At 65.0% G+C, this 26034-nt stretch carries 33 protein-coding genes; 14 read left to right on the top strand and 19 right to left on the bottom strand.

Translation table 11 applies throughout. The features are described from left to right. Window positions 1–12: 12 nt before the first annotated feature. The 19 genes from OPU71_RS18510 to OPU71_RS18420 form a co-directional block, all read right to left on the bottom strand. A complete protein-coding gene (locus tag OPU71_RS18510) occupies window positions 13–450 on the bottom strand; it encodes a hypothetical protein (protein WP_267729547.1) in 438 nt (145 codons plus the stop codon). Window positions 451–550: 100 nt separating this feature from the next. After that, a complete protein-coding gene (locus tag OPU71_RS18505; RefSeq protein WP_267729546.1) occupies window positions 551–2539 on the bottom strand; it encodes a DEAD/DEAH box helicase in 1989 nt (662 codons plus the stop codon). A 2-nt stretch (window positions 2540–2541) separates the two neighbouring features. Beyond that, complete coding sequence (locus tag OPU71_RS18500; protein ID WP_267729545.1) at window positions 2542–2982, bottom strand: hypothetical protein; 441 nt, start codon at window positions 2980–2982, stop codon at window positions 2542–2544. A gap of 98 nt (window positions 2983–3080) precedes the next feature. Continuing rightward, a complete protein-coding gene (locus tag OPU71_RS18495; RefSeq protein ID WP_267729544.1) occupies window positions 3081–3479 on the bottom strand; it encodes a single-stranded DNA-binding protein in 399 nt (132 codons plus the stop codon). A gap of 69 nt (window positions 3480–3548) precedes the next feature. Then, a complete protein-coding gene (locus OPU71_RS18490) occupies window positions 3549–4079 on the bottom strand; it encodes a hypothetical protein (RefSeq protein WP_267729543.1) in 531 nt (176 codons plus the stop codon). A 20-nt stretch (window positions 4080–4099) separates the two neighbouring features. Continuing rightward, entirely contained in the window at window positions 4100–4261 is a 162-nt protein-coding gene (locus OPU71_RS18485; protein ID WP_267729542.1) for a hypothetical protein, read from the bottom strand. 10 nt (window positions 4262–4271) lie between these two features. Then, window positions 4272–4724, bottom strand: coding sequence for a hypothetical protein (locus OPU71_RS18480; protein WP_267729541.1), 453 nt, complete (start codon window positions 4722–4724; stop codon window positions 4272–4274). Between the two features lie 10 nt (window positions 4725–4734). Further along, window positions 4735–4986, bottom strand: a complete 252-nt coding sequence (locus OPU71_RS18475) for a hypothetical protein (RefSeq protein ID WP_267729540.1) — start codon at window positions 4984–4986, stop codon at window positions 4735–4737. Between the two features lie 15 nt (window positions 4987–5001). Beyond that, complete coding sequence (locus OPU71_RS18470) at window positions 5002–5292, bottom strand: hypothetical protein (protein WP_267729539.1); 291 nt, start codon at window positions 5290–5292, stop codon at window positions 5002–5004. Then, on the bottom strand, window positions 5285–5800 hold the full coding sequence (locus OPU71_RS18465; protein WP_267729538.1) for a hypothetical protein: 516 nt from the start codon (window positions 5798–5800) through the stop codon (window positions 5285–5287). Before OPU71_RS18465 ends, OPU71_RS18470 begins: the two co-directional genes overlap by 8 nt. Before the next feature lie 10 nt (window positions 5801–5810). Next, window positions 5811–6980 (bottom strand): PFL_4669 family integrating conjugative element protein, encoded by a 1170-nt coding sequence (locus tag OPU71_RS18460; RefSeq protein ID WP_267729537.1) that lies wholly within the window; start codon window positions 6978–6980, stop codon window positions 5811–5813. Beyond that, the gene (locus OPU71_RS18455; RefSeq protein WP_267729536.1) at window positions 6967–7764 is read right to left on the bottom strand and encodes a hypothetical protein; all 798 of its coding nucleotides are present in this window, start codon (window positions 7762–7764) and stop codon (window positions 6967–6969) included. Before OPU71_RS18455 ends, OPU71_RS18460 begins: the two co-directional genes overlap by 14 nt. Continuing rightward, window positions 7761–9353: a hypothetical protein gene (locus tag OPU71_RS18450; protein ID WP_267729535.1), complete on the bottom strand. Its 1593-nt coding sequence runs from the start codon at window positions 9351–9353 to the stop codon at window positions 7761–7763. The genes OPU71_RS18455 and OPU71_RS18450 overlap by 4 nt, the downstream gene beginning before the upstream one ends. 10 nt (window positions 9354–9363) lie before the next feature. Further along, window positions 9364–9825, bottom strand: a complete 462-nt coding sequence (locus OPU71_RS18445) for a hypothetical protein (RefSeq protein ID WP_267729534.1) — start codon at window positions 9823–9825, stop codon at window positions 9364–9366. Further along, window positions 9809–10390 carry an STY4526/YPO1902 family pathogenicity island replication protein gene (locus tag OPU71_RS18440; RefSeq protein ID WP_267729533.1) on the bottom strand — a complete coding sequence of 194 codons (582 nt, stop codon included), beginning with the start codon at window positions 10388–10390 and terminating at the stop codon, window positions 9809–9811. Before OPU71_RS18440 ends, OPU71_RS18445 begins: the two co-directional genes overlap by 17 nt. After that, window positions 10390–12216, bottom strand: coding sequence for a ParB family protein (locus OPU71_RS18435; protein WP_267729532.1), 1827 nt, complete (start codon window positions 12214–12216; stop codon window positions 10390–10392). The genes OPU71_RS18440 and OPU71_RS18435 overlap by 1 nt, the downstream gene beginning before the upstream one ends. Continuing rightward, window positions 12213–13121 carry a ParA family protein gene (locus OPU71_RS18430; protein ID WP_267729531.1) on the bottom strand — a complete coding sequence of 303 codons (909 nt, stop codon included), beginning with the start codon at window positions 13119–13121 and terminating at the stop codon, window positions 12213–12215. Before OPU71_RS18430 ends, OPU71_RS18435 begins: the two co-directional genes overlap by 4 nt. A gap of 341 nt (window positions 13122–13462) precedes the next feature. After that, entirely contained in the window at window positions 13463–15787 is a 2325-nt protein-coding gene (mobH, locus tag OPU71_RS18425; protein ID WP_267729530.1) for a MobH family relaxase, read from the bottom strand. A gap of 3 nt (window positions 15788–15790) precedes the next feature. Continuing rightward, window positions 15791–16264: a hypothetical protein gene (locus OPU71_RS18420; RefSeq protein WP_267729529.1), complete on the bottom strand. Its 474-nt coding sequence runs from the start codon at window positions 16262–16264 to the stop codon at window positions 15791–15793. A gap of 576 nt (window positions 16265–16840) precedes the next feature. On the opposite strand from OPU71_RS18420, the gene OPU71_RS18415 reads away from it, so the two are divergent. The 14 genes from OPU71_RS18415 to OPU71_RS18350 form a co-directional block, all read left to right on the top strand. Continuing rightward, window positions 16841–17365: a hypothetical protein gene (locus tag OPU71_RS18415; RefSeq protein ID WP_267729528.1), complete on the top strand. Its 525-nt coding sequence runs from the start codon at window positions 16841–16843 to the stop codon at window positions 17363–17365. Next, window positions 17362–18024 (top strand): hypothetical protein, encoded by a 663-nt coding sequence (locus OPU71_RS18410; RefSeq protein WP_267729527.1) that lies wholly within the window; start codon window positions 17362–17364, stop codon window positions 18022–18024. The genes OPU71_RS18415 and OPU71_RS18410 overlap by 4 nt, the downstream gene beginning before the upstream one ends. Next, window positions 18021–18497 carry a hypothetical protein gene (locus OPU71_RS18405; protein ID WP_267729526.1) on the top strand — a complete coding sequence of 159 codons (477 nt, stop codon included), beginning with the start codon at window positions 18021–18023 and terminating at the stop codon, window positions 18495–18497. Before OPU71_RS18410 ends, OPU71_RS18405 begins: the two co-directional genes overlap by 4 nt. Then, window positions 18497–19081 carry a transglycosylase SLT domain-containing protein gene (locus OPU71_RS18400; protein ID WP_267729525.1) on the top strand — a complete coding sequence of 195 codons (585 nt, stop codon included), beginning with the start codon at window positions 18497–18499 and terminating at the stop codon, window positions 19079–19081. Before OPU71_RS18405 ends, OPU71_RS18400 begins: the two co-directional genes overlap by 1 nt. After that, the gene (locus tag OPU71_RS18395; protein ID WP_267729524.1) at window positions 19074–19604 is read left to right on the top strand and encodes a PFL_4695 family integrating conjugative element protein; all 531 of its coding nucleotides are present in this window, start codon (window positions 19074–19076) and stop codon (window positions 19602–19604) included. The genes OPU71_RS18400 and OPU71_RS18395 overlap by 8 nt, the downstream gene beginning before the upstream one ends. Next, window positions 19601–21916: a type IV conjugative transfer system coupling protein TraD gene (gene traD, locus OPU71_RS18390; RefSeq protein WP_267729523.1), complete on the top strand. Its 2316-nt coding sequence runs from the start codon at window positions 19601–19603 to the stop codon at window positions 21914–21916. Before OPU71_RS18395 ends, traD begins: the two co-directional genes overlap by 4 nt. Beyond that, window positions 21909–22643 carry a TIGR03747 family integrating conjugative element membrane protein gene (locus OPU71_RS18385; protein WP_267729522.1) on the top strand — a complete coding sequence of 245 codons (735 nt, stop codon included), beginning with the start codon at window positions 21909–21911 and terminating at the stop codon, window positions 22641–22643. Before traD ends, OPU71_RS18385 begins: the two co-directional genes overlap by 8 nt. Window positions 22644–22654: 11 nt before the next feature. Continuing rightward, window positions 22655–22954, top strand: a complete 300-nt coding sequence (locus OPU71_RS18380; RefSeq protein WP_267729521.1) for an RAQPRD family integrative conjugative element protein — start codon at window positions 22655–22657, stop codon at window positions 22952–22954. Window positions 22955–22967: 13 nt separating this feature from the next. Continuing rightward, window positions 22968–23198, top strand: coding sequence for a TIGR03758 family integrating conjugative element protein (locus tag OPU71_RS18375; protein WP_267729520.1), 231 nt, complete (start codon window positions 22968–22970; stop codon window positions 23196–23198). A gap of 41 nt (window positions 23199–23239) precedes the next feature. Further along, window positions 23240–23626, top strand: coding sequence for a TIGR03745 family integrating conjugative element membrane protein (locus OPU71_RS18370; RefSeq protein ID WP_267729519.1), 387 nt, complete (start codon window positions 23240–23242; stop codon window positions 23624–23626). A 12-nt stretch (window positions 23627–23638) separates the two neighbouring features. Next, window positions 23639–24019 carry a TIGR03750 family conjugal transfer protein gene (locus tag OPU71_RS18365; RefSeq protein ID WP_267729518.1) on the top strand — a complete coding sequence of 127 codons (381 nt, stop codon included), beginning with the start codon at window positions 23639–23641 and terminating at the stop codon, window positions 24017–24019. Window positions 24020–24036: 17 nt separating this feature from the next. Beyond that, on the top strand, window positions 24037–24729 hold the full coding sequence (locus OPU71_RS18360; RefSeq protein ID WP_267729517.1) for a PFL_4703 family integrating conjugative element protein: 693 nt from the start codon (window positions 24037–24039) through the stop codon (window positions 24727–24729). Between the two features lie 5 nt (window positions 24730–24734). Beyond that, a complete protein-coding gene (locus OPU71_RS18355; RefSeq protein ID WP_267729594.1) occupies window positions 24735–25775 on the top strand; it encodes a TIGR03749 family integrating conjugative element protein in 1041 nt (346 codons plus the stop codon). A 9-nt stretch (window positions 25776–25784) separates the two neighbouring features. Next, on the top strand, window positions 25785–26034 hold a 250-nt coding region (locus OPU71_RS18350; RefSeq protein WP_267729516.1), incomplete at its 3' end, for a hypothetical protein.

The raw sequence follows: 26034 nt of genomic DNA, 5'->3' as shown, positions 1-26034 counted from the left end.
CCATGTGAAGTGTCAGCGTGCATCACGGCCGACGACAAAGTTGCGCGCTCGCGTATCGGCGGCCGAGAGCCGCTTGCGCCGCTGGGCCTGCTCGGGGGTCTCAATGCTGTACTCGAACTGCAGCGCGCTCAGCCTGAACATGCTGCCGTGCCGATACGTGGGGCGCAAGCGCTCGGGCCGGCTGCGCTCAGGGTCGCGTACCGCACGCAGCGAACTGACGCACACCCATACGTCATGGGGCGTGATGCGGTACGCGCACAGCACCGCCTCAGGCTCCTCGCCGGGCAAGAGCTCGGGCTCGGGGTCGTCCTCGATCGCAAAGGAGCGCACCAGGCGCTCATTGCCGCGTGCCATCAGCACGGCGACCCAGCCCAACTCTTCGTGGATCATTTCGGTGCCGGCCGGCGCGAGCTTGGGGTGGCTGCCAATGGCCACTACGTTGTGTGTCATGACTCGGACTCCTCACGGTTGATTGCGCGTGTGCCATGCGCATCGCTCCACCGAGCCTGCGCGAAAGCGTGCTGGCCTTGTGCAAGCAAACGCATGGCGTTCAGTGCAAGTGCGCGCTCGGAGTCGAGGGGTGGGACGGCAGGGCCGGCGCCGGGCAACGGGCAAGGTGAGCGCGCACCGCGTTATCCACCACGTCGGACTCGATCTCCTCTTTGGAATCGAGCAAAGCGATGATCTGTTCGTCGATGGTGCCGGGTACGATCAGCAGGATCACGAACACATCGCGCTTCTGGCCGTTGCGGTAGGCACGGTCCTCTGCCTGGCGCTTCAGAGCGTTGGTCCAGGGCAAAGACGCGAAGAGCACGTAGTTGGCAGCCGTCAGCGTGATGCCGACTCCCGCCGCCGATGTGGTGCCGATGAACACCCGCACCGCGGGGTCGGTCTGGAACGCATCGACGGCGCGCTGTCGTGAGCTACCGTTGTCACTGCCCACGAGGCTTACGCACCCTATGCCTGCATTCTGGAAGGCTTCGCGCAGGAAATCAACGCTCGCCATGTACTCGCAGAACACGATCATCTTGTCCTCGGGCTGCAGGCCCAGCACGGTGTCGACCACCGCCTCGCATTTCAAGGCTTCAAGGGTCTGGCGCAGCTTGGTGATCTTGGGCATCACCGTCAGGTGCATGTCGCGCATGATCGCGTGATAGGGCTCCAAGCCCTCTCGCGGCGAGATGTAGCGCACCTGGTGCGTCTTGCTGCCGAGCCCCTTGAGTACCTTCTTCGAGCGGCGCAGCATCCAGTCCGACACCGCCTCGGCCAAGGCCACGCGCTGCGCCTCGCCACCGGCGTAGCGCTTGCGAAAGTCGGCCAGGGGCATGAGCCCCAGCGGATGCCCGGAGAGGCGCAGAAGCGTGTGCATCTCGATCTCGCGGCTCAGAATCGGCGTGCCGGTGAGCAGGAAACGGCGCGGGATGCGCTCAGCCATCACGAAGGCATTGCGGGTGCGACCGGTCTGGTGCTCTTTGAGGTAGTGCGCCTCATCGATCGTCATCACCGCGAACTGCAGATCCACCTCGCGCACCAGGCCACAAAGGCGCTCGTACCCACTGATGACCCAACGGCAGCCGCGCAAGGTCGCCATGCGATCCTCGCCGAGCATGCCGACGATATCGTCCGGGTAGACCGTGTGAATCTCGCGCTCCCAGTTGATGCGCAGCGAGGCTGGGCACACGATCAGGATGCGGCCCTCGCCGGCGGCCAGGCGCGAGGCCACCACCGCCTGGCGCGTCTTGCCAAGCCCCATGTCGTCCGCGAGCAGCGCCGAGCTGCGCGCCAAGAGATGGCGAACACCGGCAGGCTGATGATCCATCAGTCCGTGCGCAATGGCCGCTTGCGCAAGCAAGCCTTCATCGACGGCAATGTGTTGCAGCGGCTGCGCGCAACTGGACAGAAAACCCGAGCCAGTTGGCGTATCGTCCGCGTCGCTCGCGCCCGCTCCCCACTCCGGCGCGGCCGCCGGCACGTTGATCGGCACTTCCGACTTGGGCTTGCTGCCGAGCTCTTCGAGCTGCATGGTTTGTTCGTGGACGAACACGAACACCGGATTGATTCCGATTCCCTGCAGGGCGTCGAGCACGTCGGTCGCGTTGCGCTTGACCTCCCACGCGGAGGCAAACCGATGAAAGCGCCCGCCGCACTCGCGCATGGCGCCAACAAACCAAGGATCGTAGAGGCCACTCACTGCGAACCCGCCCTGCTCCAGCGGAAACACCTGAAGATCCAGGAGCTCCGCGAAGTAGTCGGCCTGAGGGCTGGCCACCGCCGCACTGACCATCGCCGGCAGATCATCCCAGTCCAGACGCAAGTGCTGCCAGGCCTGCGCGATCGATGCGCAGAACTGCTCCGTGTCACGCGGTTGCGGAAACACCCACATGCGGCGCGGCGCGAACCAGTAGCCCGCAAGCGGCTTGAACACCTGCGCGGCGTTGTCGATTGGCGCCGTGGCCATCCCGAGCCGTCGCCCGTCGCTGACGGCGCGCAGCACCACCTTGCGCCGGGCGGGCGCAACGGGCGTCGGTACGTAAGCCATGCTCAGAGCCGGTCGGGGTCTTCGTCGTAGGGGAGTGCGTGCTCGATCAGCACGCCCAGGCCTTGAAGCCGCGCGAGGAACTCGGCGTTGAGCCTTGCGCCGCCGGCCTTGCCCTGGATGCGCGAGATGAAATCGACTGCGGGTGCGGGCGAAGGTGTGCCGCTCATCGGTGCCCTGGCGCTGGCGGCACCCGGCAAGGATCGCGTGTCGGTTCGCCAGAATGCGGACAGATCCACGCCCGCCTGGAATTGGCTCTCCAGCAGCCGTTGCTGGATCATCTGGACCATCTGACGCGCCTGCTCGATCGCAATGGGATCGGCGCCGGCATCGTGGCCCAGGGCGTCAAGACGGTGATACTGCGTGAGGATGGCCGAAGCGATGGCTTGTTGGCGCCGGTGTTCCGCTTCGTGGCTCACGTGATCAGGCCTCAGTTGTTCTTGCATGGTGCACTCCTGATGCGTTGCAGGGTGTGACTGGCCTGCTGCTCAGAAGCGTCATTGGGGTTCGGACAGATTATGCCATTTGCGCAAGGCGGGCTCGCTCAGGCGGGCTCTGTTTCACGCTCACGCTTGGGTGCGTAGGTGACGTTCTCGATGCGTGAGCCCAGGCACAGCGCGATCTCGTCGGCGACCACCTGAAATCCCGGTACCGGCTCTTTGGCACCATCAGGCGTGTACATGAACTGACGCAGACTGCCTTCGACCTTGACCCGCGCGCCCTTGCGCAGCAAACGCGCCGCATTCTGTCCGGCCTCGTCCCACTGGCTCACCTGCATCCAGAAGCCCCCCTTCTGCTCGTACTCCTGCTTCTCTTCGTTGTAGCGATATTCGTCGAACATGACGCGCATTTCCGCGACATGACGATCTTCTCCGGCGATCTTCACGATTTTCAAGGTCGGGGCATCAGCGAGATTGCCCTTCCCGAAGAATTGATTAGGCATGTTGCACACTCCTTCGCGCCGCGGTTGAAGTGAGCGAGGCCGATCGGCGCCAGCCGGCCTCGCCGTGAATCACGTCTGCACGCACGCCGTCTGGGTCGACACGCGCCAGAGGTAGACCTGCTTGTTACCGCCGCTCTTGCCCAGCGCCTGCGCGCCGAGCGCGGTAAAGAACGCCGCATCCTGCGGTCGCTTCTCCCGTTCGGCCTCTTCAAATCGAATGTGCGTGACGCCGTAACGGCGCTTGAATTCGTCCCGCAGCCAGTGCGCCAGGCGTCGGCCCAGCCCTTGACGGGCAACGCGCCCTTCACCGATGGCAAAGTGGCCCACGACCAAGGTACGCACATCGTCCCGCTCCTCGATGTGCAGTCCATGGGCATAGCCAAAGGCCTCGCCGCGATACTGGAAGTACATGTTGGGGAAGTCCAATGGCGCGGCATTCGGCCAGGGGTAGGCAGGGTGGCCCATGCTGTTCAAGAAGCGCTCGGGCGCCGCCCGGAAGGCGTCGATGAGTTGCTCCACGGTTGCGTCCGAAAGGCTGTCCGGCGCGGCCGACTGGCGTCCTACCAGGGCTTTGATCGGGTCGAGCAATTTGCTGATCATGTCGATACACCTTTTCTCGTTCAAGGCTTCGGTCCAAGGGCAAAGCGCGCTGCCACCGTCATGAGCGAGCCCACAACCAAGCAGACGACCCAGCCCCAACTATTGAAGTCCTCGGGTGCCAGGGCAGCAAAGGCAAGGATGATGGCCAACGGTGGCCCGGCAATGAGCAGCGTGCGTTTCATTCGCGTCACCTCAAGTGCGTTTGGTTCTCGGATCTGCCGTGAGGGCCATGGCCTTGTAGAAGGCCGCCGAGTAGTTGCGTTGCCACACCTTCACCAGCGGCAGGCCTGGCAAGCGCCAGCGCGTGAAGGGAATGCACACCATCACCAGAACGATCGCCGTGCTGTGAAGGGTTTCAACCGTGTCCGTGCTCAGGTTCGCGTTGAAGGTTTGGCCACCCACCCACATCCAGGCGAGCCCCAGGAAGGCAAGCACCACCGCGTAAGTCACCGCACCCCACTTGACGATCCAGATCGCAAGCTCAAGCGCCTGCTCCACCCAGACGGAGGGCTTTCGTGCAGCAAGCGCCACGGCCTGCCAGGCTTCGCTACGTGCAACCCCCATCGCGTCCTTCAACTGAGACAGTCGCTCGATCGCGGCAGCCGACGGTGCCGCTTCATTCGCTGATTTGTGGTTTTGTTCCACCCTCATCCTCCTATCGCGTCGTGTCCTGCTGATCCATCTTGGCCATCCAACTGCGCATCGCCGGATAGAGCACGTACCAAACGAGAAGCTGCACGACGATCACAGCGGTAACGAGCAGAAGGGTGCTGGTCCATCCGCTCATCGCATCCGTCATCTGCTCCAGCGTCATGCCCAGATCCACACGGGCGTGAACGATCAGGGCGGCCCCGGCAACTGCAAACAGCAACATCGCCAGCACTTTCAGCATGTCTTTCACACTCATCGCCATCTCCTCGCTTCAGGTACGCTCAGTCGCGCCTGACGCCACAAGCGCCATGGCCGCTTGCAAGCTGAGGCTGGTATTGAACTGTCGGCCATCGAGCATCGTGACGTAGGTGTGCTCCTTGCCCTGGTAGTCGACGTTGCCCGAGAGGCTCAGCACCAGGCCGCTCCATACGGCGTACCCCGGATGTTTAGGCTCAGCGGCAGGCAAATGGATCAGTCGCCCCCGCCCCTCAAGCAAGCACTTGCCGGTGGCCAGCACTGCCGCCGCTTCCTTCGTGTGAAGCTCGGTCTTTGAATCAAACATTTGACGCCTCCGATCCGGCCACATCCGAACTCGATGCGTCCTGATGCTGTAGCAACCAGCGGACAGAGCCGCGCATACGCACCTCGGACTCATTGAGCATTAGCGCTGTTTCATTGATCCGGCGATACCAGTCACGCAACTGATGCGGCTGGGCTGCAAAGAGCTGGGGCATCTCGGACCACGCCAGGTGGCCGCCCCGCTTCATGTTGGCCATCCGCCAACGCAGTGAATGCTGGCCGGTGACCGAGCGGCGGTGCACGGCCAGATAGAACTGGCGCCCCGCCACCTGACGCGTCACCAGCGACAGGTTCTTCTGCTCGGCATGGATCCGGTCCAGCTCCGATTGCAGGTGGGCCAGCCGCCCCTCCATTACCCCCCTACCCTTAAAGGCCTTAAAAGCCTTTGCGTCAGCATCCGGTTGACAACTGATTGCTTCGCCAGCTTGCCGGTCCATTGCCCGCACTGCGGCAGTTCCCGGCCTTTGCTTCATGGGTTGGTTCAGGGCCATGTTGGTTGGCTCACACCAAGGCCTGGCCGGCTGCTTCACCGCCCGCTTCAGCGGCAGCGTCCTGCGCGATCAGGTCATGGGCAACGCGTTCGAGCAACTCACGCTCAGCCGGGCTCATTGGCGCGGCCCTGCGCTGCGAATACGGCGGCACCATCTTGCCGGTGAAGATTGCTTCAGGGACCGGCCCGAAGATGCCTGTCGCAGCCTTCACCCGCTTGGCCGACTCTGCATCAGCGCCCGGCAGGAAGTCGGCACGACACAGCCCTTTGAGTTCGGGTCGCAGCAGATACCGATCAAAGCGCGCAATCTCCTCGAAGAAGGCGCGGATCCGGCGCGTGGTCGTGCGGATCACATCGCGGCCGGCTGCATCAGTGAATCGCCCTTTGCGAATCATCGTCTTGACCACGCGAACGTAGTAGTCGAACTGGATCACGAGCTCGGCGATCAGGTAGCCATAGGGCGACTTGAAAGTGAGCTCAACTTCCTTGGGCTCGCTGGACTTGAGCACATGCACGCTCAGGCCGCGCTTCTTGAGGACATCGAGCTGCTCGGTGTAGGTGCTGATCTTCTGCTCCAGCTCAGCCTGAATCTCCTCGATACAGGTCGCTGCGCGCAGCAGCGCCCAGTCGGCATACGGGTTGTCCTGCGACGAAAGCAACCACAGCGCCTTGAGCGATGAGGCCATGCGCTTGCCACCCGGAATCGCCTTGACCTGCCCCTCTGGGTCGCGCCCACGCCCCAGGAACATCCGAAACCCTTCCTTGGTGTGGATCGACATCGTATCGACGCCCTCGTCCACCAAGCCGCCCAGTTCCTTGAGCTTGCGTGCCTCCGAATACGGCACCTCAGGCCCAGCACCGACCTTGAGCCGGTAGTCGGTCTTCATGCGCTCGTACTGGGCCAGGCGTTCCTCGTAGAGCTCGTAGCGCGGCCACAGTGGGCTGTTGGAGTCGGGATCGTCCGCTTCGAGCAACTCGCGCAATACGACGCGCTCTTTGGTCAGGCTGTAACCATCCGGGAAGGGAGAGCCTTCCTCACGCTCGAACACGATCGGCAACTCAACCCAGTGGCGTGGGGGCAGCACACCGGGGGTTTCGGCCATGAGTGAGGACGCACGCGGCGTCGGGCTCACCATCCGCTTGGGGGCAGCGACCCCCTCGACTGACTCAATTTTCGCCATTTGATCGGTCTCCTGCTTGGGTGTTTGGGGTGGGCTGCCCGAAGATGCGGGCCAGCGCGTCGTCTAACGGGGTGATACCGGGCAGCACCGCCGACGAGGGCAACGGCTGCGCGAGCAAGGCGTCAACCGCCTCGCAATGGACTCGGAACTCTGTGGCAACACTCGATCGAGCGCACCGTTCAACCAAACCAAGTGCGACCAAGCGGTCAAGCGCCAGCCGCGTGGCCCGCTCCGTAACAGTCGCCTGCACCTGCTCTGCGAGCGAGCGGCGACTGATCGCGATAAAGCCGTCCGCAGCGCCGAGCGCGATCAGAGCAACGAGCACACGGGCGGCGGCGAAGTCACCGGCCATTCGCGCCGCAAGCTCAGCAGATCGCGCGGCGACGCCAACGCCAAGTTCGGTGCAATTATGCTGCTGGTCGTTTTGGGGCAATGAATAATGTTTGATCATTGCCCCATAACGGCCCATGCGCTCGGTCAGCGCACTTGGACGAACACCAACCTCAGTTGTCGTCCTTGGGTGCTTCTTCAGAACAATGGTGCCAGCGTCCGCCAAACGGTCGAGCGAGCGACCCGCCGTGTTCTTCGTAATGCACCCTTTGGTAAAGCCCTCAATATCACGATTGCTCGTCGGAATCAGGGCTAAGTCGGCCTGGCGATATAGCAGCACCCACAGGGTCGCCACGGCCGCATAGTCGCCGCTGAATTGGTGCATCAGTGCATCAAAGAATCCCGCGCTGCGTAGATGCGAAGCGCTTGCGAAGGGAACGTCCCGAAGGTTCATCTGAGCTTCCTCCGAATGTCCTGGATTGCCTGCCGGGCGTCCGCAACCGAAGCGCTGGGTGCGCCGCGCCGCTCATGCCCGACCGTTGCAACCACCTCTGCGGCCACCGTGGTCCGCGAGCGCGCAACGGCTTCCTTCACGTGCTGCCGGTGAGCCCGTTCCTTGGCCACCTGCAGACCGATCAGGGCAACGAACTCGTTCTGCCGTGCCGAGCGAACCAAGGCGAACAGGTAGCCCAGTCGGTTGGCGATCTTGCCCGGAATGCGAAGCTGGCCGATCCACTCATCCAGAACGGGCTGCTGCTGCGCCGCAGGCAAGCGCTGGATCAGGTCAAGCGCCTGCGCTGCTTCCTCCTCGCTTACCCCGGCCGGCAAGGGCCGGTCGAGCTGCAGCGGCACGGGCGCTGCGTTGCAGGAAGCCGTGTTTGCCAGTGAATCCTCTTCCCAACCACCACCACACTGAGCGCTCGCTGCGTGTGCCGCAGTGGCGTCCCCTGCAAGCTCTGTAGGGGTTAGTAGTGGTTTTAACTTCTGTGTACTTAAAACCTCTTTAATAGAACTGACGTTTTCCCCCAGCTTGTTGGCGGGTATGGGCAGTTCTAGTTGGCGGGTTTGGGCAGATCCAGTTGGCGGGTTTGGGAAGGTCTGGAATGGCGCTTTCCGCCATTCCAGTTGGCGGGTTTGGGCACCTCTGGAATGTACGTTTCCGCCATTCCAGTTGGCGGGTTTGGGAAGGTCTGGAATGGCGCTTTCCGCCATTCCTTCTAAATCAAGGGCTTGCTGTGCTTTTTGTGCGCTTTCAGCGGCCTTGCCGGGCGCAACAGGCATGCGCTCGACCGGCACAAGCACGCGCTGACGGTTCTGGATAACCCGTTCAGCGATCGTCGGCAGTTCGATGAAGGTCAGGGTGCGAGGTTGAACCCCACCGCTTGAACGCTCCCGGATCAGGCGCCGCTCGCGCAGGAAAGCACGCGCCCGGCGCAGGCTCTTCTCGCTCAGTGACAGCCGGCTGGCAGCTTCCCCGATCGGCAAGTCCATCCAGCCGCCCCGATTCTTCTTGCGGTCGTTCTGGGTGCGTCGATGGGCGGCACACAACTCGGAGAGGTAGAGCGCGGCGTGGATGCTGCCTGACACGTCAGCCAGACCACGCAAGAAGGCGATGTTGCGCCCAAGCAAGCCGCGCACGAACGCATCGTCCCAGCGCCAGCCAGCAAACTGCTTGCGCAGGTGGCGCGCAATCTTGCTGCCCAGCACTTCAAGCTCGATGCGATAGTGCAGGCGCGCAGGCACGCCCATCAGGCGCTCGCTGATCAACCCTGCCTCGCGCAAGCAGCGGCGCGCGCGCTCCTGCTCGTCGCGCGAGAGGCCCGTCGCGGCGTGCCAATCACGCCGTGTGTGCCAGAACCAACCCTCGCGCTCGCTTCGCCCCGCAAGATACTTGCGCGACCAATAGAGCATGTGACCGAGCATCAGCGCGGCCTTGGCCGAGCCGGTGAGCTCGGCCAGCACCGGGTAGTACTGGACGTAGCGCTGGCCGAGCACGGTCATCAACACGTCGATGCTGCCCGCCTCGGGGCTGGATGTTGGCAACAGAGAAGGCTCAGCGACGTGGGGAACCATGGCTCGATGAATCGGCCGCAGTCAGCTCGCCAGCGTCGGCCGTGAGGCTTTGCTGGGCATTGCAGTGCGCTTCGAGCAGCGCGACCAGGCGCGCTGTGACCAGGCGATAAGCCAAGGGTTGGTTAAGTCCCCGGCGCTCTTCCAAGAGCCCGAGCTCGCGTAGCCGCGCGCGAGCACTCTCCTGCTCACGTCGCGTCAGGCGCGTCTCACGCGCCCAGTCCTCTTGGCTCTTGATGAAGTAGCCGTCTGCATCGGTGCCGCATTCGGCCACGTGGTAGGCGGCATAAGCGAGCCAGAGCGCGGCGGTCAGGGAGCCGGTGATATCGACGTAGATCGGGTGGAAGGCAATCGGCGTTTGCCCGAACAACTCCAATAGCAAACCCGGCGAGAGGCCTTGTGCATCGTCTTGCAACGCGCTGTAGGCGCTATTTGGCGAGTGCATGGGTGCCTCGCCCGGATTGCTCATCGGCAAACTCATGCACGACCGCCCAGAGCGTGGCGATCGAGTGATCCGGGTGCGCTTGATGCAGCAAGAAGTACTGCTCGCGTGCATCCTCGCTGGTGCCCTCAAGGCGCGACCAGGTGGCGTGAATCGCCTCCCGCTCGCTCGGCTCGGGCATGGCAGGGCGCCCACGGCGCCCGCTGTCGCCACAGAGCATCTCGCGCAGTGCGCGTTGATCGGCGTCCGAAACCTTGAACAGCCGCGTCAGCAGATCCGGCGCAGCTCCGTTCTTGATGTAGTACTCCAGTAGCACCTGATTGCGTGTCATCGCATCCAGACGCATGAGCGCGGTGCTCAAGCTCGTCGGTTCGAGCTTGAGCATCACGCCCAGCGACATTTGGGCGACCTTCTGGATGTCGCGCACCGGACGGTTGCGCAGATCGTCCAGCAGCTCGGGCGAGAGCCCCGCTTCGAGCAGTGGATCAATGTGACCGTCCGCGATCATGCGGATCAGGTAGTCCAGCAATGCCCGTTTGAGTCCGTCGTCATCGACTGGGATGCTCATCATTGGCCTCCTCGCGCAGCGAGTAACTCGATCAGGGCGAACTGCAGCAGGCACCACTGATTGCCGGCGAGCGGGTGTTGCAGAATCTTGTGCAGATCCTTGCCGTTGATCGTGGGCGTGCCGTCCATTTCCATCGTGCCCAGCATCTGGTGCTCCCAAGTGATGCTGAAGGCCTCTGGCCCCAAGGAATCGGCTTCCACAGCGGCCCGCCAACGCGAGTCGGCCGGCAGGCGCTCGGCAAACTCGCGGGCATTGGAGGGATGGCCGGGCAGCGAACTGCCGAACTGCCCCGAGAGCGATGCCAGGAGGCGGAATGCAGCGGCCCGCAGGATCGCAATGTCCTCGGGGATCTGATCAAAGGAGGCGTACTGGGGATCCTCGGCCGCCTCGATCGGCAAGGTGGCCGGTAGCTCCAGGTAGAAGCCCAGTGGCGGGCCGTCCACCGGCCGCAGCCAATGAGCGATGTGCGTGGTCTGGGCGAAATCAAACAGCGCCTGATCGAAGGCGAGCGCCGGATCATCGTCCGAGAGCGGCGCCGGCGCGCTTTGTTGCGTGCTGGGCGCAACGGAGGGTGCGGAGGGTGCCTGCGTTTGCGCTGCTGCGCCCGGTGTGCCGCCTACTGGCGCAGGCGCTTCGCTTGCGGCCGAAAGCGGCGGAACGCTTGCGCCGCGAGGAGGCTTGCTCGCCTTGGCCTTACCGCGCAGCAGGGCTCCGGTTTGCGCTGCGCTCGTCGTCGAAGAGGGGGGCGCAGCGGTGCTCAGCTCGGGCGCCGGCATGGCCGGCGCGTCGAGCATGGCGCGCAACTGAGCCAGTTCAGTCGAAGGATTGGCACTCAGATAGGCCGCGACCTCGCCGATGCGGCGGGCGTCAGCGGTCAGGCCCAGTGCCTGACCGAGCGCGGCGTCCATCGCATGCAGCAGCGACTCCAGCGCTTCGCCGCGCAAGGCCACCTGCCCGCGTTCGTCGTCATTGCCTTTGCGGCTTGCCTGCTCGGCTTCCAGTGCGGCGGCTGCTTGCACTTGGAGCGCAGAGAACCGAGCGGGGTACTCGGCGCGAAAGCGCCCAAGATCGTGCAGTGTCGTGGCGAGTTTTTCGAGCTGGGCGTACCGGGCCTTGATCACGCGCACGTTGTCGTGGGTGAGCCACAGCGCCAAGGGCGCGAGGTTCTCCACCGCGAAATCGTAGGTGATGACTAGAGATTGCCTAACCTGCAGGCCCAGCGACTTGGTGTGATCCTCAAGGTTGCGCGAGGTAATGACCTTCCCCGACTCTTCCTGCAGTTGCTCTCGCAGGTTGATGATGCCGGTCGCCTTCTCCCAAAAGAGGGTGTCCGCGCGCGCCTCGTTCTCGATCAAGTGGGCCGCGAGCGTGTCACTCTCGGACTTCCAAGCCTTGTATGACACGTCCAGGTACTCGAAACGCGCATCGCCCGTCTCTTCCCAGAGCTCTTTGATGATGGCCAGGCGGGTGTTGCCACCCATGTAGAGCATGTACTGGCTGCTGCCGGGGCGCTTGGTGACACTTAGCGATCCCGTGGGCAGCCCCCCGCGCTCAAGGATTCCGGCCTTGATCTCGCTGTACTTGGCGTTGGTGGACGAGCGCGGGTTGTGGTCGTAAGGCTTGATGTCCGTGCAGCGCAAGCGCATGACCGAGCCATCGAAGTCGTCACCGGGCTTCATGCCCGCTGCGGCGTTGGCCGGGCCGGGAGCGTTCATCTTGGCGGACAGATCCGCCGGTGTCAGGCTGATACGCGGGGGCCGCCGACGCACGACCTCGCTTACGGTCACCGTTTCCGGCAAACCTGGACTCTTCGAGCGCGCGTTCATGACGCCACCTCGCTGTCGGTGGGCTCGCTTTCGCTCTCTGCTTGCTCAAGCATTGCTTCAGCGAAGGGCTGGCAGGCTTCTGCGACAACGTTTTGCAGGCTGGGGATCAACTCCCACACCAGATCGTGCATCGTGAGGCCTGCGCGATCGGGATTGATCCAATGCACCGGCAGTTGGGCCGTTGCCGCGTTCTTGTAGGCGACGGCATGCGGAATGACGGTTCGCAGCACATTGACCCGACCGCGGAAAGTGACGTGCTCTTTGCGGATAGTGTCGGCGATCGAACGCGAGTCGCGCGTCTTCTCCAGCTTGTAGATCACCACCTGCATTGGCGGTACGCTCATGCCGATCTCTTCGGCGGTTTCGAGCTTTTTGAGCAGATCGAGCGTCCCGCTGGTGAACTCGCGGGCGGAAATGATGTCGGGGCTCACGGGCGAGATGAGCAGATCGGCCGCAAGGACCGCCGTGTCTTGCAGATGGCCCACCGCCCCCTGCGTGTCGATCAGCACCACATCGTAGTTCTCCGCGACGAATGGGCTGCGCAGAGCCTTCTTCATTCGCACGGCGCGATCCATGCGTTGCGAGAGCCAGTCCTGCAAGGCGCCCTCAGGGGCGTCGGAGACGACTAGATCCAGGCAGCCATTGGGATTGAGGCGCCCGCTCTCTGACTCAGGAAAGCCGATGTTGCTGATGCAATCCTGAGAGATGACCCCCCGCTTGACCACCTCGGTGATGCCGTGTTCGGCACGGTGAGCGATGGGGAAATAGCGCGTGAGCGACGGCTGAACATCCGCGTCGATCATGAGCACTCGGAAGCCAAGATCGGCGAGAAGCGCCGAGATATTCGCCGCGATCGTGGTCTTGCCGACGCCGCCCTTGGTTGAGACAACCGTAAAGACGATCATGACCGGCACCCCGCCGCGCTGGCGAGATTACGGTTGCCCTGCTGACTTGTGTGACTGCGTGTTTTTGTCATGCCCAATCTCCCAGGATAGGAAATCGGAGCAACTACACGTGAGATCCAGTCAATTGACTAACGAACGATAAACACCTAATTTCACCCGAAATCTGCCTCTTGACAAACCGTGAAATATGCGCTTGTCATTATACAGATTATGCGGGGTTCGAGAGCCTAAAAAAACGGGGTGCAAGACCTCGTTTTTGCTGACCGCGACCAAACTGTTCGCTCCGCTGGCGACGATAATCCTCTCGTTCCTACGCCGTTGTCAACACAACAAGTCGCAAATCACGCCGATGCAGTGGTTTGGATGTACGGAACGATCGCGATGTTGGCCGGCGGCACCGGGTTGACCCAGCGCTCGGGGTGCTGGATCACCACCGCCGCGAGCTTGCCCACGCGCTGACCGCCACGGCCGACCACGGCATAGTTGAGGATGTTCGAGTTCTCCGGGCCGATGACATTCCAGCGCGCCCTAATCACCAGGCGCTGCACCGTCATGGCCTCGGCCGCTTCCTCGCAGCACTGCGTGGCGAAGTCCCTGAAGATGCGCGGCGTCACCAGGGCCATGCCTTCTTGCACGAAGTGCACCGGCGCGCCGGCCTCGTTGTACTTGATCGCACCATCGGCAATGCCTTGTTGCAGCCAGCTCATGAAAGCAATTGCAGCAGGATCCGGCTCCGCATCGCTCGCCATCTTCGGTGGCGTGGAAAAAGCCTGAACTGGCCCAGAAGCCATCCCATTGGGGCGGCGCGTCTTGCGCGCCGAGACTGGCGCAGCGACCGCCGCATCTGATTCATCGAGCAGTTCGCTCTCGCTCGCTGGCGCTTTGGACTGCATTGGCGCAGCCTGCGGCACGCTGGCGGCCGGCGCGGGCGCGCTGGCCGGGGTGCGCGCAGCACCGTATTCGGGCTCTGGCGAGCTCTGGCGCAAGATCCCACCGATTGGCTTGCCCTTGACTGGCGCAGTGCGGGGTCCGGCTGGCGCAGGCGTTGGCGCTGGCACACTTTCCGTCTTCGGCGCCGTGTTGTTGGGACTGGACGCCTTGTTGCGCGCCGCGCCCGGCGCGCGTGGCGGCGGCACTGCGCTTGGGCGCCGCGAACTCGGTGGCGGCGCGCTTGGCGCGGCCGGCGGCGCCATCGGCATGGCTGGCGCCGCCTCGGCCGCGTCGAGCAATGCCTCATGAGCCTCGGCAGCCAATGCGCCAGGGGGTGCGCCAGGTGCCGGTGGCAAGGGCGCAGCCTCAGGCACGGCTATCGACGCGGCCACACCGGCGGGCGCGTCCGCCTCGAAGGTCTCTTTGGGATCGCCTTCGTCGGCAACTGTTTCAGCCTTCGCCTGATCCCGACTGACTGGAACAATCCGCCCGTCCATTGAGGCTGGGTAGCCGGCTGGATCAGACCAGATCCGCGCGAGCGGGAACTTGAGCATCGAGAAGGTGTGACAGTAGCCCTCGCCCTCAAGGCGCACGTACCAGATGGCCTGTTTGGTCTCGGGGTTGAGCTCGATGACGCGGTAGTCCTGCCAGGTGTCAAAGAGCCGGTCGTTCTTCGTCACGCCCGGCACGCCCGGATCCTCTGGATCAGCGCGCAGCAGCTCGGCGCGCACTTCGTCCGCAACGCGTTTGGCGACAAACCAGATCGCGCCATCGAACACCCAACCCGCTGCGCCATCGCGGTTGAGCGGCAGGCGTGTGCCTTGCGCGAGCAGCCGCCGCATCGCTTCCATCATCCGCTCGACCAGCGGTACGGCGTGAGCGGAGGCAAAGCGCTCGCGCGAGCCATTGGCCAAGTTCTGCGCGGTCGAGAACTGGTCAGCGCGGCGCACGATCTGCGCAATGGCGCCCTTCTCGGCCGCTTCTTCGGCGGAGAGAAAGGCCACGAGCTCCTCGTACACCTTGGGCTCACGCCCGAGAAAGGCCAGTGCCGTGGGTGGCACCATCGCGAGCAAGAGCGCGACCGGCAGCTTCTTGTGTGCGGCGTAATCGCGTTGAGCGCGTGGCGTGAAGCCGACGCGGTACTCCGTAAAGCCAGCGCTGGCCATGCCGCCTGCCATCGGCATCCAGCGATGCGTGGTGCGCTGCGCGTCCCGCCCCTCAATGCGCAAGTCGGTGAGCACTTTGCCAATGTCGTGCAGCAAGGCGCCAAAGAACACCGCGTAGCTCCAGGCCGCGCGTTCTTTGGCGATGTCCTCAGCCGTGGCGTTACGCGGCAGCAGTTGGCCATTGCGCAGCTTGAGCGCAGCGACAATCACCTCAAGGGTGTGCGCGAGCAAGCCCCCGACGTGCGCGTGGTGATGCGACTCGGAGGCGGGCAGCAACTGCACAAAGCTCGCGTATCGGTGGATCGCAGGCAGCAAGTCGCGCTGGAACATCGCATCGGACTGTTGCGACTGGATGTAGATCTGGCTGATGGTCTGTGCATCGTTGCTCAGCAAGGCCTCGCTTGCGAGCACGCGGATCCAGCCAGGCTCAGAGCCGGCGCGCTGTTGGGCCAGCGTCGGTGGGGGGCTCGGGGCTGGATCCGGGGCGCTCGCCGCCGGTGCTGTGGCTGTGAGGCGCGCAAAGCTGGATCTGGCTGCAGCAGTGAGCTCTCCCAAGACCTTGGCGAACATGCTTCAACTGCCCCCCGACTGGCTTTGCGTCTGGGTCTGGCAATACTTGAGCAACAACCAGGACTGCACTGTTGCAGCGCTCGGCTCGGGGTGAGGCCAGGACCACACATCCACGAGCTCGCCTTGGGCGAAGTCGGCGAAGGTCTGGTTCAGCGGATCCCAGCGCTTGCCGTTGCGACTGGCTTTGTAAAAGCAGTGTGGCAGCTCGGTCAGGGCCGTTACGAAGGCTTCCGCATCCGGCAGATGGCCCTCTTCCGTGTAGCGGGCCAAGAGGTTCTGCACCTGCACGGCCGCATCGTCCTCAGGCCACAGGTAGCGCTCCAAGCCCTCGTATTGTGCGAGCCACTGCAGCACGACCGTGCGCCAGCCTGGTTCGCCCAGGGCGTCCAGGAACAAGGCGATGGTCATCGTCGCTTGCCGTCGCTCCTGCTCACGTTCGTCAGACAGGGGAGGCAATCGGGACATGGTGGCGGTCACGGCGGATTCTGACGTTTGAGAGGTGGCCTGCTTCAATACCGGACTGCGGCGTACTGCAGCAATGTGAGACCGGCAGGCCACAAAGGCCGGTTTCGCGAGTGGCGATTCTGGCGCTTTTCGCCTTTTGCTCACACCGATAAATACGATACCGAAAAACCGACTTCTCGGTTGCGAGCGCACGCCTTTCGTGATAGCCGCAGGCCATCACGCCCTGTAAGCCCTTGCCGTAGTCGGTAGCCCTTCCCCGTAATGCCTTTGCGCCAGCCCCAGCCTCAAGGGGCTGGCGCGGCCTTTCGATAGGGCCAGTAACCCCTTCAAGCGGCCAGCTCCCCCGAGCTGGCTTGCCTTTGGCCCCACCGCGTGCGCTTGCAGCACTACCCGGCCGGCATTTTTGGCAAAGCCTTCCACTTTAGCGCGCTATGACAAATGCGTCCAGCGAAAAGCCGGTAAACGTTTCCGGACTTTTCGGTGGCGGCGCCTGTGACAGATTTTTACAGTTCGGCACGTGACTGGCCTGACTGCTGTCAGCCTTCCCCCCCGCAAGCGTCGGGGGCTTTTTCCACCAAGGAGAAATGCATGCGCCGTTTCCTGCCGATCGCGCTTCTAGTGCTTCACGCCCCAGCCTTTGCGGGCGGGCAGCCCGAGCAAGACGCGCTGCGCGTCTCCCGCTACACCAGTGTCGCCGCGACCCCGAGCGCCTCGGAGCGCGACCCACTGCGCGCAGTGATCAAGGTCTCCTTCCCGCGACCGGAGGTGCGCACCGTGGCTGATGCCATCGCCTACATCCTGCCGCGCACCGGCTACCGCTTCGCGCCCAACGCCGTGGGCAACCCTCAGTTTGCCGAGCTGCTGCGTCAGCCGCTGCCTGAGTCCCATCGCACCCTCGGTCCCTACACCGTGTTGGCGGTGTTGCAGACCCTTGCCGGCGAGGGCTATGTGCTGAGCGCCGAAGCGGCCTCACGTCGCATCCACGTCAGCGAGGTGCAGCCGGAGGGCGCCGCGCCGGCCCAAGCACTGCCGCTGGCTTCAAGCCTCACCGCCCCTTCCCCCGCCCTTATCAGCGAAACACCGCTGCCTGCCTCAGAGAAAGCTGCCCAATGACCACCGCCCCGATTGATGCGGCCGCTGGCCGTTCGCCTCGCCGCTCTGGCGCCCTGCGCTTCTTCATGTGGGTTGCCCTGCTCGGCATCCTCGCGGCCGTGGGCGTCACGGCGCTGCGCTTTGTTCAAGAGCGCGGCGCCCTGGCGTCCGCGCAGGCCGCAGAGAATGACCCGCTCTCCGCTCGGCTCAATGCGCTGGAAGCGCGCATGGACAAGAGCGCCGCACAGGATGCCGCCTTGCAGCAAGGTCTTAGCGAGGTGCAGCGCAAGCTGGACCAGGTGATCAGTGCATTGGCGGCCATTGGGACCGACACCAGCGCGCTGCGCGCGCAGGCCGACAAGGCGCCCGCTGTGGCAGCAGCCAAGCCGGTGCGCCGCCCCGCTCCCCGCCCTGCCCGTCCGATCGCGGCGGCCCCGCCGGAGGCCTCGCGCGTGCTGGGTGTCGACACCTGGAATGGCGAGCCGGTCGTTGCGGTCAAGGTGGGCGGCCAGATCGAATTTGCACGCCCTGGCGACAAGGTGGGCGATGCGATGCTCGAACGCGCCGACGCCCACGGCCAGACTGCCGTGTTTCGTCGGCGTGAAGCCAAGGGCAGCACGGGCGCTGCCAGCGCGACGGGCGCGCAGCTCTCCGCGCTGCCTCAGGAGAGCGCGCAGTGATCGCCGCTCGCGTTCGTGGGACGCTGGGCGCGGGCGCGCTCGCGCTCATGCTGCTCGCGCCGGCCCATGCGGTTGAAGTGGCCAGCAGCACGCGCAGCAGCACCCAGCAAAACAGCGGTGTGGTGGATCAGACCACGCGTGATATGTCCCAGATCTGGGGACTCACGGTCGATGAGATCCGTCGCTTTCAGCTCCTGATGCGCGGCTATCGTGGCTCAGTCTCCAACCCGCAGATCAGCCCCATTGAGGTGCTGGGCATCCACGCCCGCGACGACGCGGAGCGGCGCAAGTACGCCGAGATGCTCGCCAAGATCATGGTCGCGGACGCCGAAAGGGTGCTTGCCTTCGAGCGCGAGCGGGAAGCGGCGATCTTCCGCCTCTACCCGAATATCAAGGTGATGGACTTCGGCAAGGGCGATGGGCGCCTGCAGCCGCAGCCGGGCTTTGGCCAAGCGCCCAAGGGTGAGCGGTGATGGCCGATCTTGAGCGCCGTCGTCTGCTCGCGGGCTTCGCCGGCACGCTCGCGGCCAGCTCGCTGGGCATGCCCAGCTCGGCGCAAGCCAAGGGCGCGCGGGCGCGTGCTCCGCGCGTGGTGCCCTTGAACTACATCGTTGCCGCCAACGGCCATGGCATCCCGCCCGCGATCCTCTTTGGGGTTGCGCTGCAGGAGTCAAGCCGCCTGTGGAAAACGAGCGAGCAGCGCACGCTGCTGCCCTGGCCCTGGACGCTGAACATCGCCGGCGAGCCTTACCGTGCGCAGACCGAAAGTGCGTGCCTCTCACGCGTCCTCTACGAGCTCGGACGCGGTCAGACCCGGATCGACATCGGGCTGATGCAGGTGCACTGGCGCTACCACGCCCATCGTTTCAGCTCGCCCGCGCACGCGGTCAATCCCTTCATCAACCTGGATGCCGGCGCGCGCATCCTCGCCGAGCACTATCGCGCCACCGGCAAGTGGGCCTTGGCGGTGGCGCGCTACCACAATGCCGACCCTCAGGTGGGCGCCGCCTATGCCGCCAGCGTCTTTCGCTTCGTGAGCGAGGTCGCCAATGTCTAGGCTCGCGCGCTTCTCGCTGATCGTGGCCAGTGTGCTGTGCGGCCCCGTTTCTGCTGCAACCCCGGCAAACGGCTTGATTGTGTTGCAGGACTCCGGCCAGACCGTTCCGGTTGCCGGCTACCTTGCACCGATGGCTGGTGCGCTGGTCGAGGAAGCCGCCCAGGGCGGCCCCGACGCGCCGGCAGAGCTCACCGTCTTTCCTGTGCGCACCGCGTCGATGCGTGCTGGACAGGCTGAGGCGCGCGCGCCGCTCAAGATGCCGGGCCGACTGGCTCAGCCCCTGGCTTTGATGGGCTCTGATCCGTACTCAATCGCCTGGCTCAAACGCCGGGTGACTTGGCTCAATGCCCAATCGGCTGCGATCCAACTGGTGGAAGTGCCCGACTTGGCCACCTACACCCAGATCCGCCGCATCGCGGGCGCTCTGCCGGTCCTGCCTGCCTCAGCCGATGCCCTGGCCGGGCAATACGGCCTGACCACCTATCCGATCGTGATCCTCCCCAATGGAGGGCTCGCGCAATGAGTGATGCCGTCCTTGAAGGGCTCTTGCGCCCGCCGGTCGAGCTCAACGTCGCCGCGATGGGGGCGGTCGCCGGCACGCTCTGCGCCGCCGCGCCCTGGGCGTTGATGCTCGAACCGACTGTCGGGGCGGGCTGTGCCGTAGCGCTCTACGGCTACGCGCTCTACCGGGGCAAGGCCGGTGTGCGCGTGCTGCGCTATCAGCGCAACATGCGCCGCCTGCCCCGCTTTGAGATACGCCCCTCGAATATGCCGGTCTCGCCCCAGCGTATGTACCTGGGACGGGGCTTTAACTGGACCCAGAAGCACACGCAACGGCTCACTGACGCGCTCGAACAAAGCGCGCAGGAATACCTGCAGCCGGGCTCGCTCGATAAGCTCTTCCGCCAGATCGAGGACCGCCAGGATCGCGACACGGTCGCGCGCCTGCTCGCGCGCTTGACCACGCAGGATGCCTGGTGGAACCCGGCGCCCCCGCCTGCCAAGGTCGGCGGCTCGCCGCATCTGCACGGCGTCGGCATGGACGAAGAGCGCGACGTGTTCGCCGAGCTGGGCGAGCGCGTCGGGCACATGCTGGTGGTGGGCACCACACGGGTGGGCAAGACGCGCCTCTTGGAGATCCTGGTGACTCAGGACATCCACCGCGGCGACGTGGTGATCGTGATCGATCCCAAGGGCGACGCCGAGCTGATGATGCGCATGTGGGCCGAAGCCAAGCGCGCCGGCCGTGAAGACCAGTTCTTCATGTTCCATCTGGGCTACCCGGAGATTTCCGCCCGCTACAACGGCATCGGCTCCTTCTCGCGCATCACCGAGGTCGCGACCCGCCTCACGTCGCCCCTGCCGAACTCGGGCAATAGCGCAGCCTTCAAGGAGTTCGCCTGGCGTTTCTCCAACGTAATCGCCAAGGCGGTGGTCGCGCTGGGCCGCAAGCCCAGCTACGTGGAGATGCAGAAGCACTTCACCGACATTGAGCCGCTCTTTCGCCAGTACGGCGAGCTCGCGCTACGCCGTGTCAATGGCGAAACGCGGCTCAAGCAAATCATCGCCGGTATCGAGGGCAAGAAGATCCCGGTCGCGCGCAGCTTGCAGGACCGCGCCGTTGAGCTCGTCGCGATCCTCGAATACATGCGCACCTACCCGGTCGACGACCCCGTGCTCGAAGGGCTCGCGGCCGCCTTCAAGTATGAGCGCGCCTTCTTCGACAAGATCATCGCCAGCGTCGGCCCGCTGCTCGACAAGCTCACCACCGGCAAGACCGCAGCGCTGCTCTCACCGGACTATCTGGATCTGACGGACAGCCGCCCGATCTTCGAGTGGATGCAGGTGATCAGACAGCGCGGCATCGTGTATGTCGGGCTCGATGCGCTCTCGGATGCGCAAGTGGGCTCGGCCGTTGGCAACTCGATGTTTGCGGACCTGGTGTCAGTCGCTGGCCAGATCTACAAGGTCGGCATTGACGGCGGGCGCAGTGATGGTTCGGCGGGGCCGGGGCCAAAGATCAACCTTCACCTGGACGAGTTCAATGAGCTCATGGGTGAAGAGTTCATCCCGATGGTCAACAAGGCCGGCGGTGCCGGCTTCCAAGTGACCGCCTACACCCAGACCCTGCAGGACATCGAAGCGAAGATCGGAAACGCGGCCAAAGCGCAGCAGGTGGTAGGCAACTTCAACAGCCTCGCGATGCTGCGCGTCAAGAACGTCGAGACCGCGCGCTTGCTCACCGATGGCCTGCCGGAAGTCTCGGTCAGCGCCCTGACCACCGTCTCGGGCGTGACCGATGCGGCCGGCGCTGGCGACGGCACGCACTTCACGTCCAAGAACGAGGACCGCGTGGGGGCCACTCGGGTACCGATGCTCACGCCGGCCGATGTGATGAGTCTGCCCAAGGGCCAGGCCTTCGCGATCCTCAATGGCGGTCAGTTGTGGAAGATCCGCATGCCGCTGCCGTCCAAGGACGCGGATCCGATGATGCCCGAGTCGCTGCGCGCGATCGCGATCGACATGCAGGCGCGCTATCGCACGGCTGAGAACTGGACGGCGGGCGCCGATCGCCTGACGGTCGAAGGCGAGCGCTACGACCACGAGGCGCAGGGCGAGGCCAGCGGCGCGGCTACGCCCGAACAAGACCCGGACGAGCCGGCCAATGCCGGCCGGGAAACTAGCGCGGACTGGGAGCGGATGCTGACCGTTGCCCTTCCGGTGGGGGCTCCCGTCAGCGAGGGCACGCCGCCCGCAGCGCCCGCTCCTGCGGTCAGTGTGGCCAGTGCGGTCAAGGCGCCGCAAGCGCGTGCCTCGGAGCCCAGCCATGGCTGAAACCGCTGCCGCACGCCCGGCCAAGCCCGGCCCCTTCACGCCGCTCATCAGCATCCTCTCGGGGCTGATCGTCGCCACCTTCATGGCGATCGTGCTCGGCTGCGCGATCCACTGGGCGGGCCTGGCGTGGTTCTGGCCGCAGGAGGGCGCGGGGCGTGCGCGCAGCCTGCTCGAAGCGGACCTGGCCGCACTCAAACCCTTCACGCGCTCGGCGCTGCCGGGCGTGCGCGATCCGCTCCTGCTGGCGCAGTCCTCGGCGCTTCTGGTGAGCGAATACAGCGGCATGACGCGGGTGCTCGGCGCGGTGGCTGCTGCACCGCAGGCAGCCGAACAAGCGCAGGGCAAAGGCCCGCTCTCGGTCTCCTTCAAGGGGCTGCTGGCCGGGATGGGGCCGGCGCTGGCGGCGACCTACTACCTGCTGCAAGACATTGCGGTGCGCCTGGTGATTGCCTTCCTCGCCCTGCCGGTGCTCGGTGTCGCGCTGTGCGTGACCTTCACCGATGGGCTCGCGCGGCGCGACGTGCGCCGCTGGTGCGGCGGCCGTGAGTCGAGCTTCATTTATCACAACAGCAAGCGCTACCTGTGGCCGCTCTCCACGCTTGCTTTCACCGTTTATCTCGCCTGGCCACTGCCTGGCCTCGCCCCTGTTACCGCAGTGCTGATCGGCTACGTCCTGATGGCGTGCGTGATCGGCCTGATGGCCGCCAAGTTCAAGAAGTACCTGTGAGGAGAACACCCATGACCCGACGCCTCTTAGCCCTGTGCCTGATTGCCGGCGCGCTCATCGCCCCGGCCCACGCGGGCGCCGATGCCGACGCCGAGCGTGAAGCGCTTGCGCGCATCACGCATGAACTCGATCGCGTGCAGGAGCTCGTGCGCGCCGCTGCGCGCCAAGCCGATCCGGCCGCGCGTGTGCGCTTTGAGTACGCGCTGCTCTCGCGCGACATCGAGCTGATCAAGCGCGGCGTGGACGAGCACCTGGACGCCCCACGGCAGCCGCGCCCGGTCGCGCCGCTCTCCGGCGACTACCGGCGCTAAGCGGAGCGCACGCGTGAGCCCGACCCAAGCCGCAGCCTTCCAAGCCGCCTCCGGCGAACAACCCGGTGCGGTGCTGCTCGTGGTGGCGATGGCTTTGGCCACGCCGCTCTTGCTGTGGCTTGCATGGCTCGCCTTCGCCCTTTTTCGCGAGTGGCAGGAGCGGACGCTCGACCAGGGGGAGTTCATGACCTACCTAGTTCGCGGCGCCGTGCTCGCTTCCGTCCTGCTCTATTTCATCCACTGAAGTTGTTCCGCTGTACCCACCACCACCCGGAGATACCCACCATGAAAACCTTGCTTGCCGCAGTACGTAACAAACTGGCGCGTGCGCGCGCCCACTTCATCGCTCTGACCGCCACCCTGACCGGGTTCGCGCTGAGCACCCAGAACGCCGTCGCTGCATTGCCCACGCAAAAGGCACCGAGTACCAACCCCGGTGCGGGCGACTGGCTCGGGCTGATCCAGGGCTACCTCAAGGATGGCTTCATCGTCCTGGGGCTCGCGCTCGGTGCTGGCGCCTTCCTCTGGCTCGCCTGGGGTCTGATCGCCAAGTTCAACGAAGCGCGCACCGGCAAAGCCGAGTGGGGCACGGTGGGCTTGTACGCAGTGGGCGCGGGCGGTGTCGCCGTGCTCGATGTGTACCTGCTCAACACCGCTGCCACCATCCTGTAAGCGACGCCGTTGATGAGCACCCAGCAAGACTTTGATGACGACGCGATGCTGCTTGCAGATCGCGTCAACATCGAGCCTCCCATCTTCCGGGGCTGTTCGGACAGTGAGCTGGTGCAGCTTGCGGCCGTGCTGACGGTGGTGAACCTGCCGCTGTCGATCGTGATCGCTGTGAGCATCGGCAAGCCGCTGTACTTCCTGGGCATGGTGATGCTGGGTGACTTGTTCGGGATCTGGTTTGGGGCGGGTTGGTTTCAGCGCCAAAAGCGCGGCCGACCCGACCACTTCTATATCCATCGCGCCCGCCTCTGGCTCAGCCGCCGGGGCATCTGGCGCCTGCGTCTGATTCACCGCAGCGGTGCGTGGGATATCCATTCCACCCGCGAGCGCCTCTGATTGCACAAGGCCACCCCATGTCTCGATTCCTCAATGCGCTCGACAACGCGGGCATGCTGATCAAGGTGCAGTGGGCGATCATCGCCGGCCTGCTCGTGGTCACCGCCTTCGCGATCGACGGCCTGCGCCGCGCCCCCAGTTCAATGGATCTGCATATTCCGCCGGATCTGACCAACGGGGCGGTGGTGCATCCGGGCGAGGTGCCCCCACCGAACGTGTACGCCTTCACGTTGGCCATCTGGCAGCAGGTCAATCGCTGGGCCAAGAACGGCCAGACTGACTTTGGCACACAGATCTTCGCCATGTCGCCCTACCTGACGCCCTCCTGTCAGGACCATTTGACCGACCACATGAACCTGCGCGCCGGGCGCGGCGAGCTCTCGCAGCGCACCCGCGTGCTCTCCGAGATGGTCGACCGCAGCTTCACGCCCGATCGCGTGCAGCGCCTCGCCCGTGGCGTCTGGCTCGTGACGCTCGATACCGAGATCCAGGAGACGGTGCATGGCCAGCCCGTCAAGCAGGTCTATGTGCGCTGGCCCCTGCGCGTGATCCGTTACCGCTTTGATCCGCAGACCAACGCCTATGGGCTGGCGATCGACTGCAGCCCGAAGGAAAACCCGCCCAGCGTCATCGATCTTGCCGCCGAGAAGGCAGCGGCTGCCGGTGCGGCCGATGCCCCTGCCGAGAAGTCCTTTTCGATCATCAAGTGAGCGCCATGACCTCGAACCCGACCCTGATCAGCACCCTGCTCGCACTCTCGCTCTCTGCTGCGCCGGTGCTCGCTGCGGACCCTGCTACAACGCCCAGCGCGGACCCGGTGGTGCTCGCGGCCGATCCGCAGTCGCCCGCTGGCGAAGCCGCTGCGCCGGCCAGCGCTGCGACGCCCTTGGGCGCGACGGCTACTGCGGCGCCCGCCAACGCCCCGGCCACTGCGCCCAGTCAGGGGACGAGTGCAGCGAGCGAGCGCGCCCCCGCGCTGCGGGCAAGCGTGGCCCCGCAAAGCGCGCGTGCCGCAGCACCCAAGGTGGCGCCGATCCGCTCCGCGAGTGTCGGCAACACCGATCACCGCACCTGGGACCGCACCCCGATTCGCGTCCAGCTCGCGGTGAACCAGGAGCGCATCCTGCTCTTGCCGATGCCCATGCGCCTGGGGATTCCGGCCATGCTTGGAAACAGTCTGCGCACGCAGGTGCTCGGCCGCACGACTTACCTCACTGCACTGGCGCCCTTCGAGCCGGTGCGCGTGCTCGCCGAGAGCGTGGAGACCGGCCAGGCGATCCTGCTCGATATTGGCGCCAGCGCCAAAGCCGATGCCAGTGCAGCGCGGCCGATTGAGGTGCACTTTCCCAGCGCGGCCGAGCCGGTCGAGAACCCCGTACTGGGGGGTGAGCCGGTGATCGACCCGGTGATGCTCACCCGCTTTGCCGCCAAGCAGATCTATGCGCCGCGCCGCCTGACAGCGGCGGTCGAGGGCATCCACCAGGTCGCGGTTGATCGTTTGCCCCTGCCTCACCTCTACCGCGGCGCCCGCGTGGCGGCCGAGCCGCTCGCAAGCTGGCGCGGCGGGGACTACTACGTGACCGCCGTGCGCTTGATCAACCGGGGCACGCAACCCCACGAGCTCGATCCGCGCGAGGTCGATGGCCGCTGGCATGCGGTGACCTTCCAGAACGTGCGTATGGGCGCTGCCGGATCCGGCTATGACACGACGGCGGTGTATCTGGTCAGCGACCGTCCGTTTGCAGAATCCCTCTAGGAGCGCGTCATGGCCCTGTCCCTCAAAGGCAACAAGATTCCCTACATCCTGCTTGGCGCGTTGGTGCTCTTTGCGATCGTGACGATCTTTCGCTCGGGCAAGGAAGCGCCTGCGCCGCAGGCGATGACGGCAGTGCCCACGCCCAGCGTCGAGGCCTCGGCGCCGGCGGCCGATGGCGACACGCCGCAGGACACGTTGCGCACGCTCACCTCCGAGCTCAAGCAAGTGCACATCTCGCTCGCGCAGGTCTCCAAAGAGA

The organism is Niveibacterium sp. 24ML (assembly GCF_026586805.1).
Lineage (GTDB): Bacteria > Pseudomonadota > Gammaproteobacteria > Burkholderiales > Rhodocyclaceae > Niveibacterium.
The sequence above is the reverse complement of the archived record's forward strand: the minus strand, read 5'-3'. Positions and strand labels throughout refer to the sequence as shown.

Excerpts from the sequence above, each read along its gene's own strand:
- OPU71_RS18510 (WP_267729547.1), bottom strand. The coding sequence starts at position 450 with ATGACACACAACGTAGTGGCCATTGGCAGCCACCCCAAGCTCGCGCCG.
- OPU71_RS18505 (WP_267729546.1), bottom strand. The coding sequence starts at position 2,539 with ATGGCTTACGTACCGACGCCCGTTGCGCCCGCCCGGCGCAAGGTGGTG.
- OPU71_RS18500 (WP_267729545.1), bottom strand. The coding sequence starts at position 2,982 with ATGCAAGAACAACTGAGGCCTGATCACGTGAGCCACGAAGCGGAACAC.
- OPU71_RS18495 (WP_267729544.1), bottom strand. The coding sequence starts at position 3,479 with ATGCCTAATCAATTCTTCGGGAAGGGCAATCTCGCTGATGCCCCGACC.
- OPU71_RS18490 (WP_267729543.1), bottom strand. The coding sequence starts at position 4,079 with ATGATCAGCAAATTGCTCGACCCGATCAAAGCCCTGGTAGGACGCCAG.
- OPU71_RS18485 (WP_267729542.1), bottom strand. The coding sequence starts at position 4,261 with ATGAAACGCACGCTGCTCATTGCCGGGCCACCGTTGGCCATCATCCTT.
- OPU71_RS18475 (WP_267729540.1), bottom strand. The coding sequence starts at position 4,986 with ATGAGTGTGAAAGACATGCTGAAAGTGCTGGCGATGTTGCTGTTTGCA.
- OPU71_RS18470 (WP_267729539.1), bottom strand. The coding sequence starts at position 5,292 with ATGTTTGATTCAAAGACCGAGCTTCACACGAAGGAAGCGGCGGCAGTG.
- OPU71_RS18465 (WP_267729538.1), bottom strand. The coding sequence starts at position 5,800 with ATGGCCCTGAACCAACCCATGAAGCAAAGGCCGGGAACTGCCGCAGTG.
- OPU71_RS18460 (WP_267729537.1), bottom strand. The coding sequence starts at position 6,980 with ATGGCGAAAATTGAGTCAGTCGAGGGGGTCGCTGCCCCCAAGCGGATG.
- OPU71_RS18455 (WP_267729536.1), bottom strand. The coding sequence starts at position 7,764 with ATGAACCTTCGGGACGTTCCCTTCGCAAGCGCTTCGCATCTACGCAGC.
- OPU71_RS18445 (WP_267729534.1), bottom strand. The coding sequence starts at position 9,825 with ATGCACTCGCCAAATAGCGCCTACAGCGCGTTGCAAGACGATGCACAA.
- OPU71_RS18440 (WP_267729533.1), bottom strand. The coding sequence starts at position 10,390 with ATGAGCATCCCAGTCGATGACGACGGACTCAAACGGGCATTGCTGGAC.
- OPU71_RS18435 (WP_267729532.1), bottom strand. The coding sequence starts at position 12,216 with ATGAACGCGCGCTCGAAGAGTCCAGGTTTGCCGGAAACGGTGACCGTA.
- OPU71_RS18430 (WP_267729531.1), bottom strand. The coding sequence starts at position 13,121 with ATGATCGTCTTTACGGTTGTCTCAACCAAGGGCGGCGTCGGCAAGACC.
- mobH (WP_267729530.1), bottom strand. The coding sequence starts at position 15,787 with ATGTTCGCCAAGGTCTTGGGAGAGCTCACTGCTGCAGCCAGATCCAGC.
- OPU71_RS18415 (WP_267729528.1), top strand. The coding sequence starts at position 16,841 with ATGCGCCGTTTCCTGCCGATCGCGCTTCTAGTGCTTCACGCCCCAGCC.
- OPU71_RS18410 (WP_267729527.1), top strand. The coding sequence starts at position 17,362 with ATGACCACCGCCCCGATTGATGCGGCCGCTGGCCGTTCGCCTCGCCGC.
- OPU71_RS18400 (WP_267729525.1), top strand. The coding sequence starts at position 18,497 with ATGGCCGATCTTGAGCGCCGTCGTCTGCTCGCGGGCTTCGCCGGCACG.
- OPU71_RS18395 (WP_267729524.1), top strand. The coding sequence starts at position 19,074 with ATGTCTAGGCTCGCGCGCTTCTCGCTGATCGTGGCCAGTGTGCTGTGC.
- traD (WP_267729523.1), top strand. The coding sequence starts at position 19,601 with ATGAGTGATGCCGTCCTTGAAGGGCTCTTGCGCCCGCCGGTCGAGCTC.
- OPU71_RS18385 (WP_267729522.1), top strand. The coding sequence starts at position 21,909 with ATGGCTGAAACCGCTGCCGCACGCCCGGCCAAGCCCGGCCCCTTCACG.
- OPU71_RS18380 (WP_267729521.1), top strand. The coding sequence starts at position 22,655 with ATGACCCGACGCCTCTTAGCCCTGTGCCTGATTGCCGGCGCGCTCATC.
- OPU71_RS18370 (WP_267729519.1), top strand. The coding sequence starts at position 23,240 with ATGAAAACCTTGCTTGCCGCAGTACGTAACAAACTGGCGCGTGCGCGC.
- OPU71_RS18365 (WP_267729518.1), top strand. The coding sequence starts at position 23,639 with ATGAGCACCCAGCAAGACTTTGATGACGACGCGATGCTGCTTGCAGAT.
- OPU71_RS18360 (WP_267729517.1), top strand. The coding sequence starts at position 24,037 with ATGTCTCGATTCCTCAATGCGCTCGACAACGCGGGCATGCTGATCAAG.
- OPU71_RS18355 (WP_267729594.1), top strand. The coding sequence starts at position 24,735 with ATGACCTCGAACCCGACCCTGATCAGCACCCTGCTCGCACTCTCGCTC.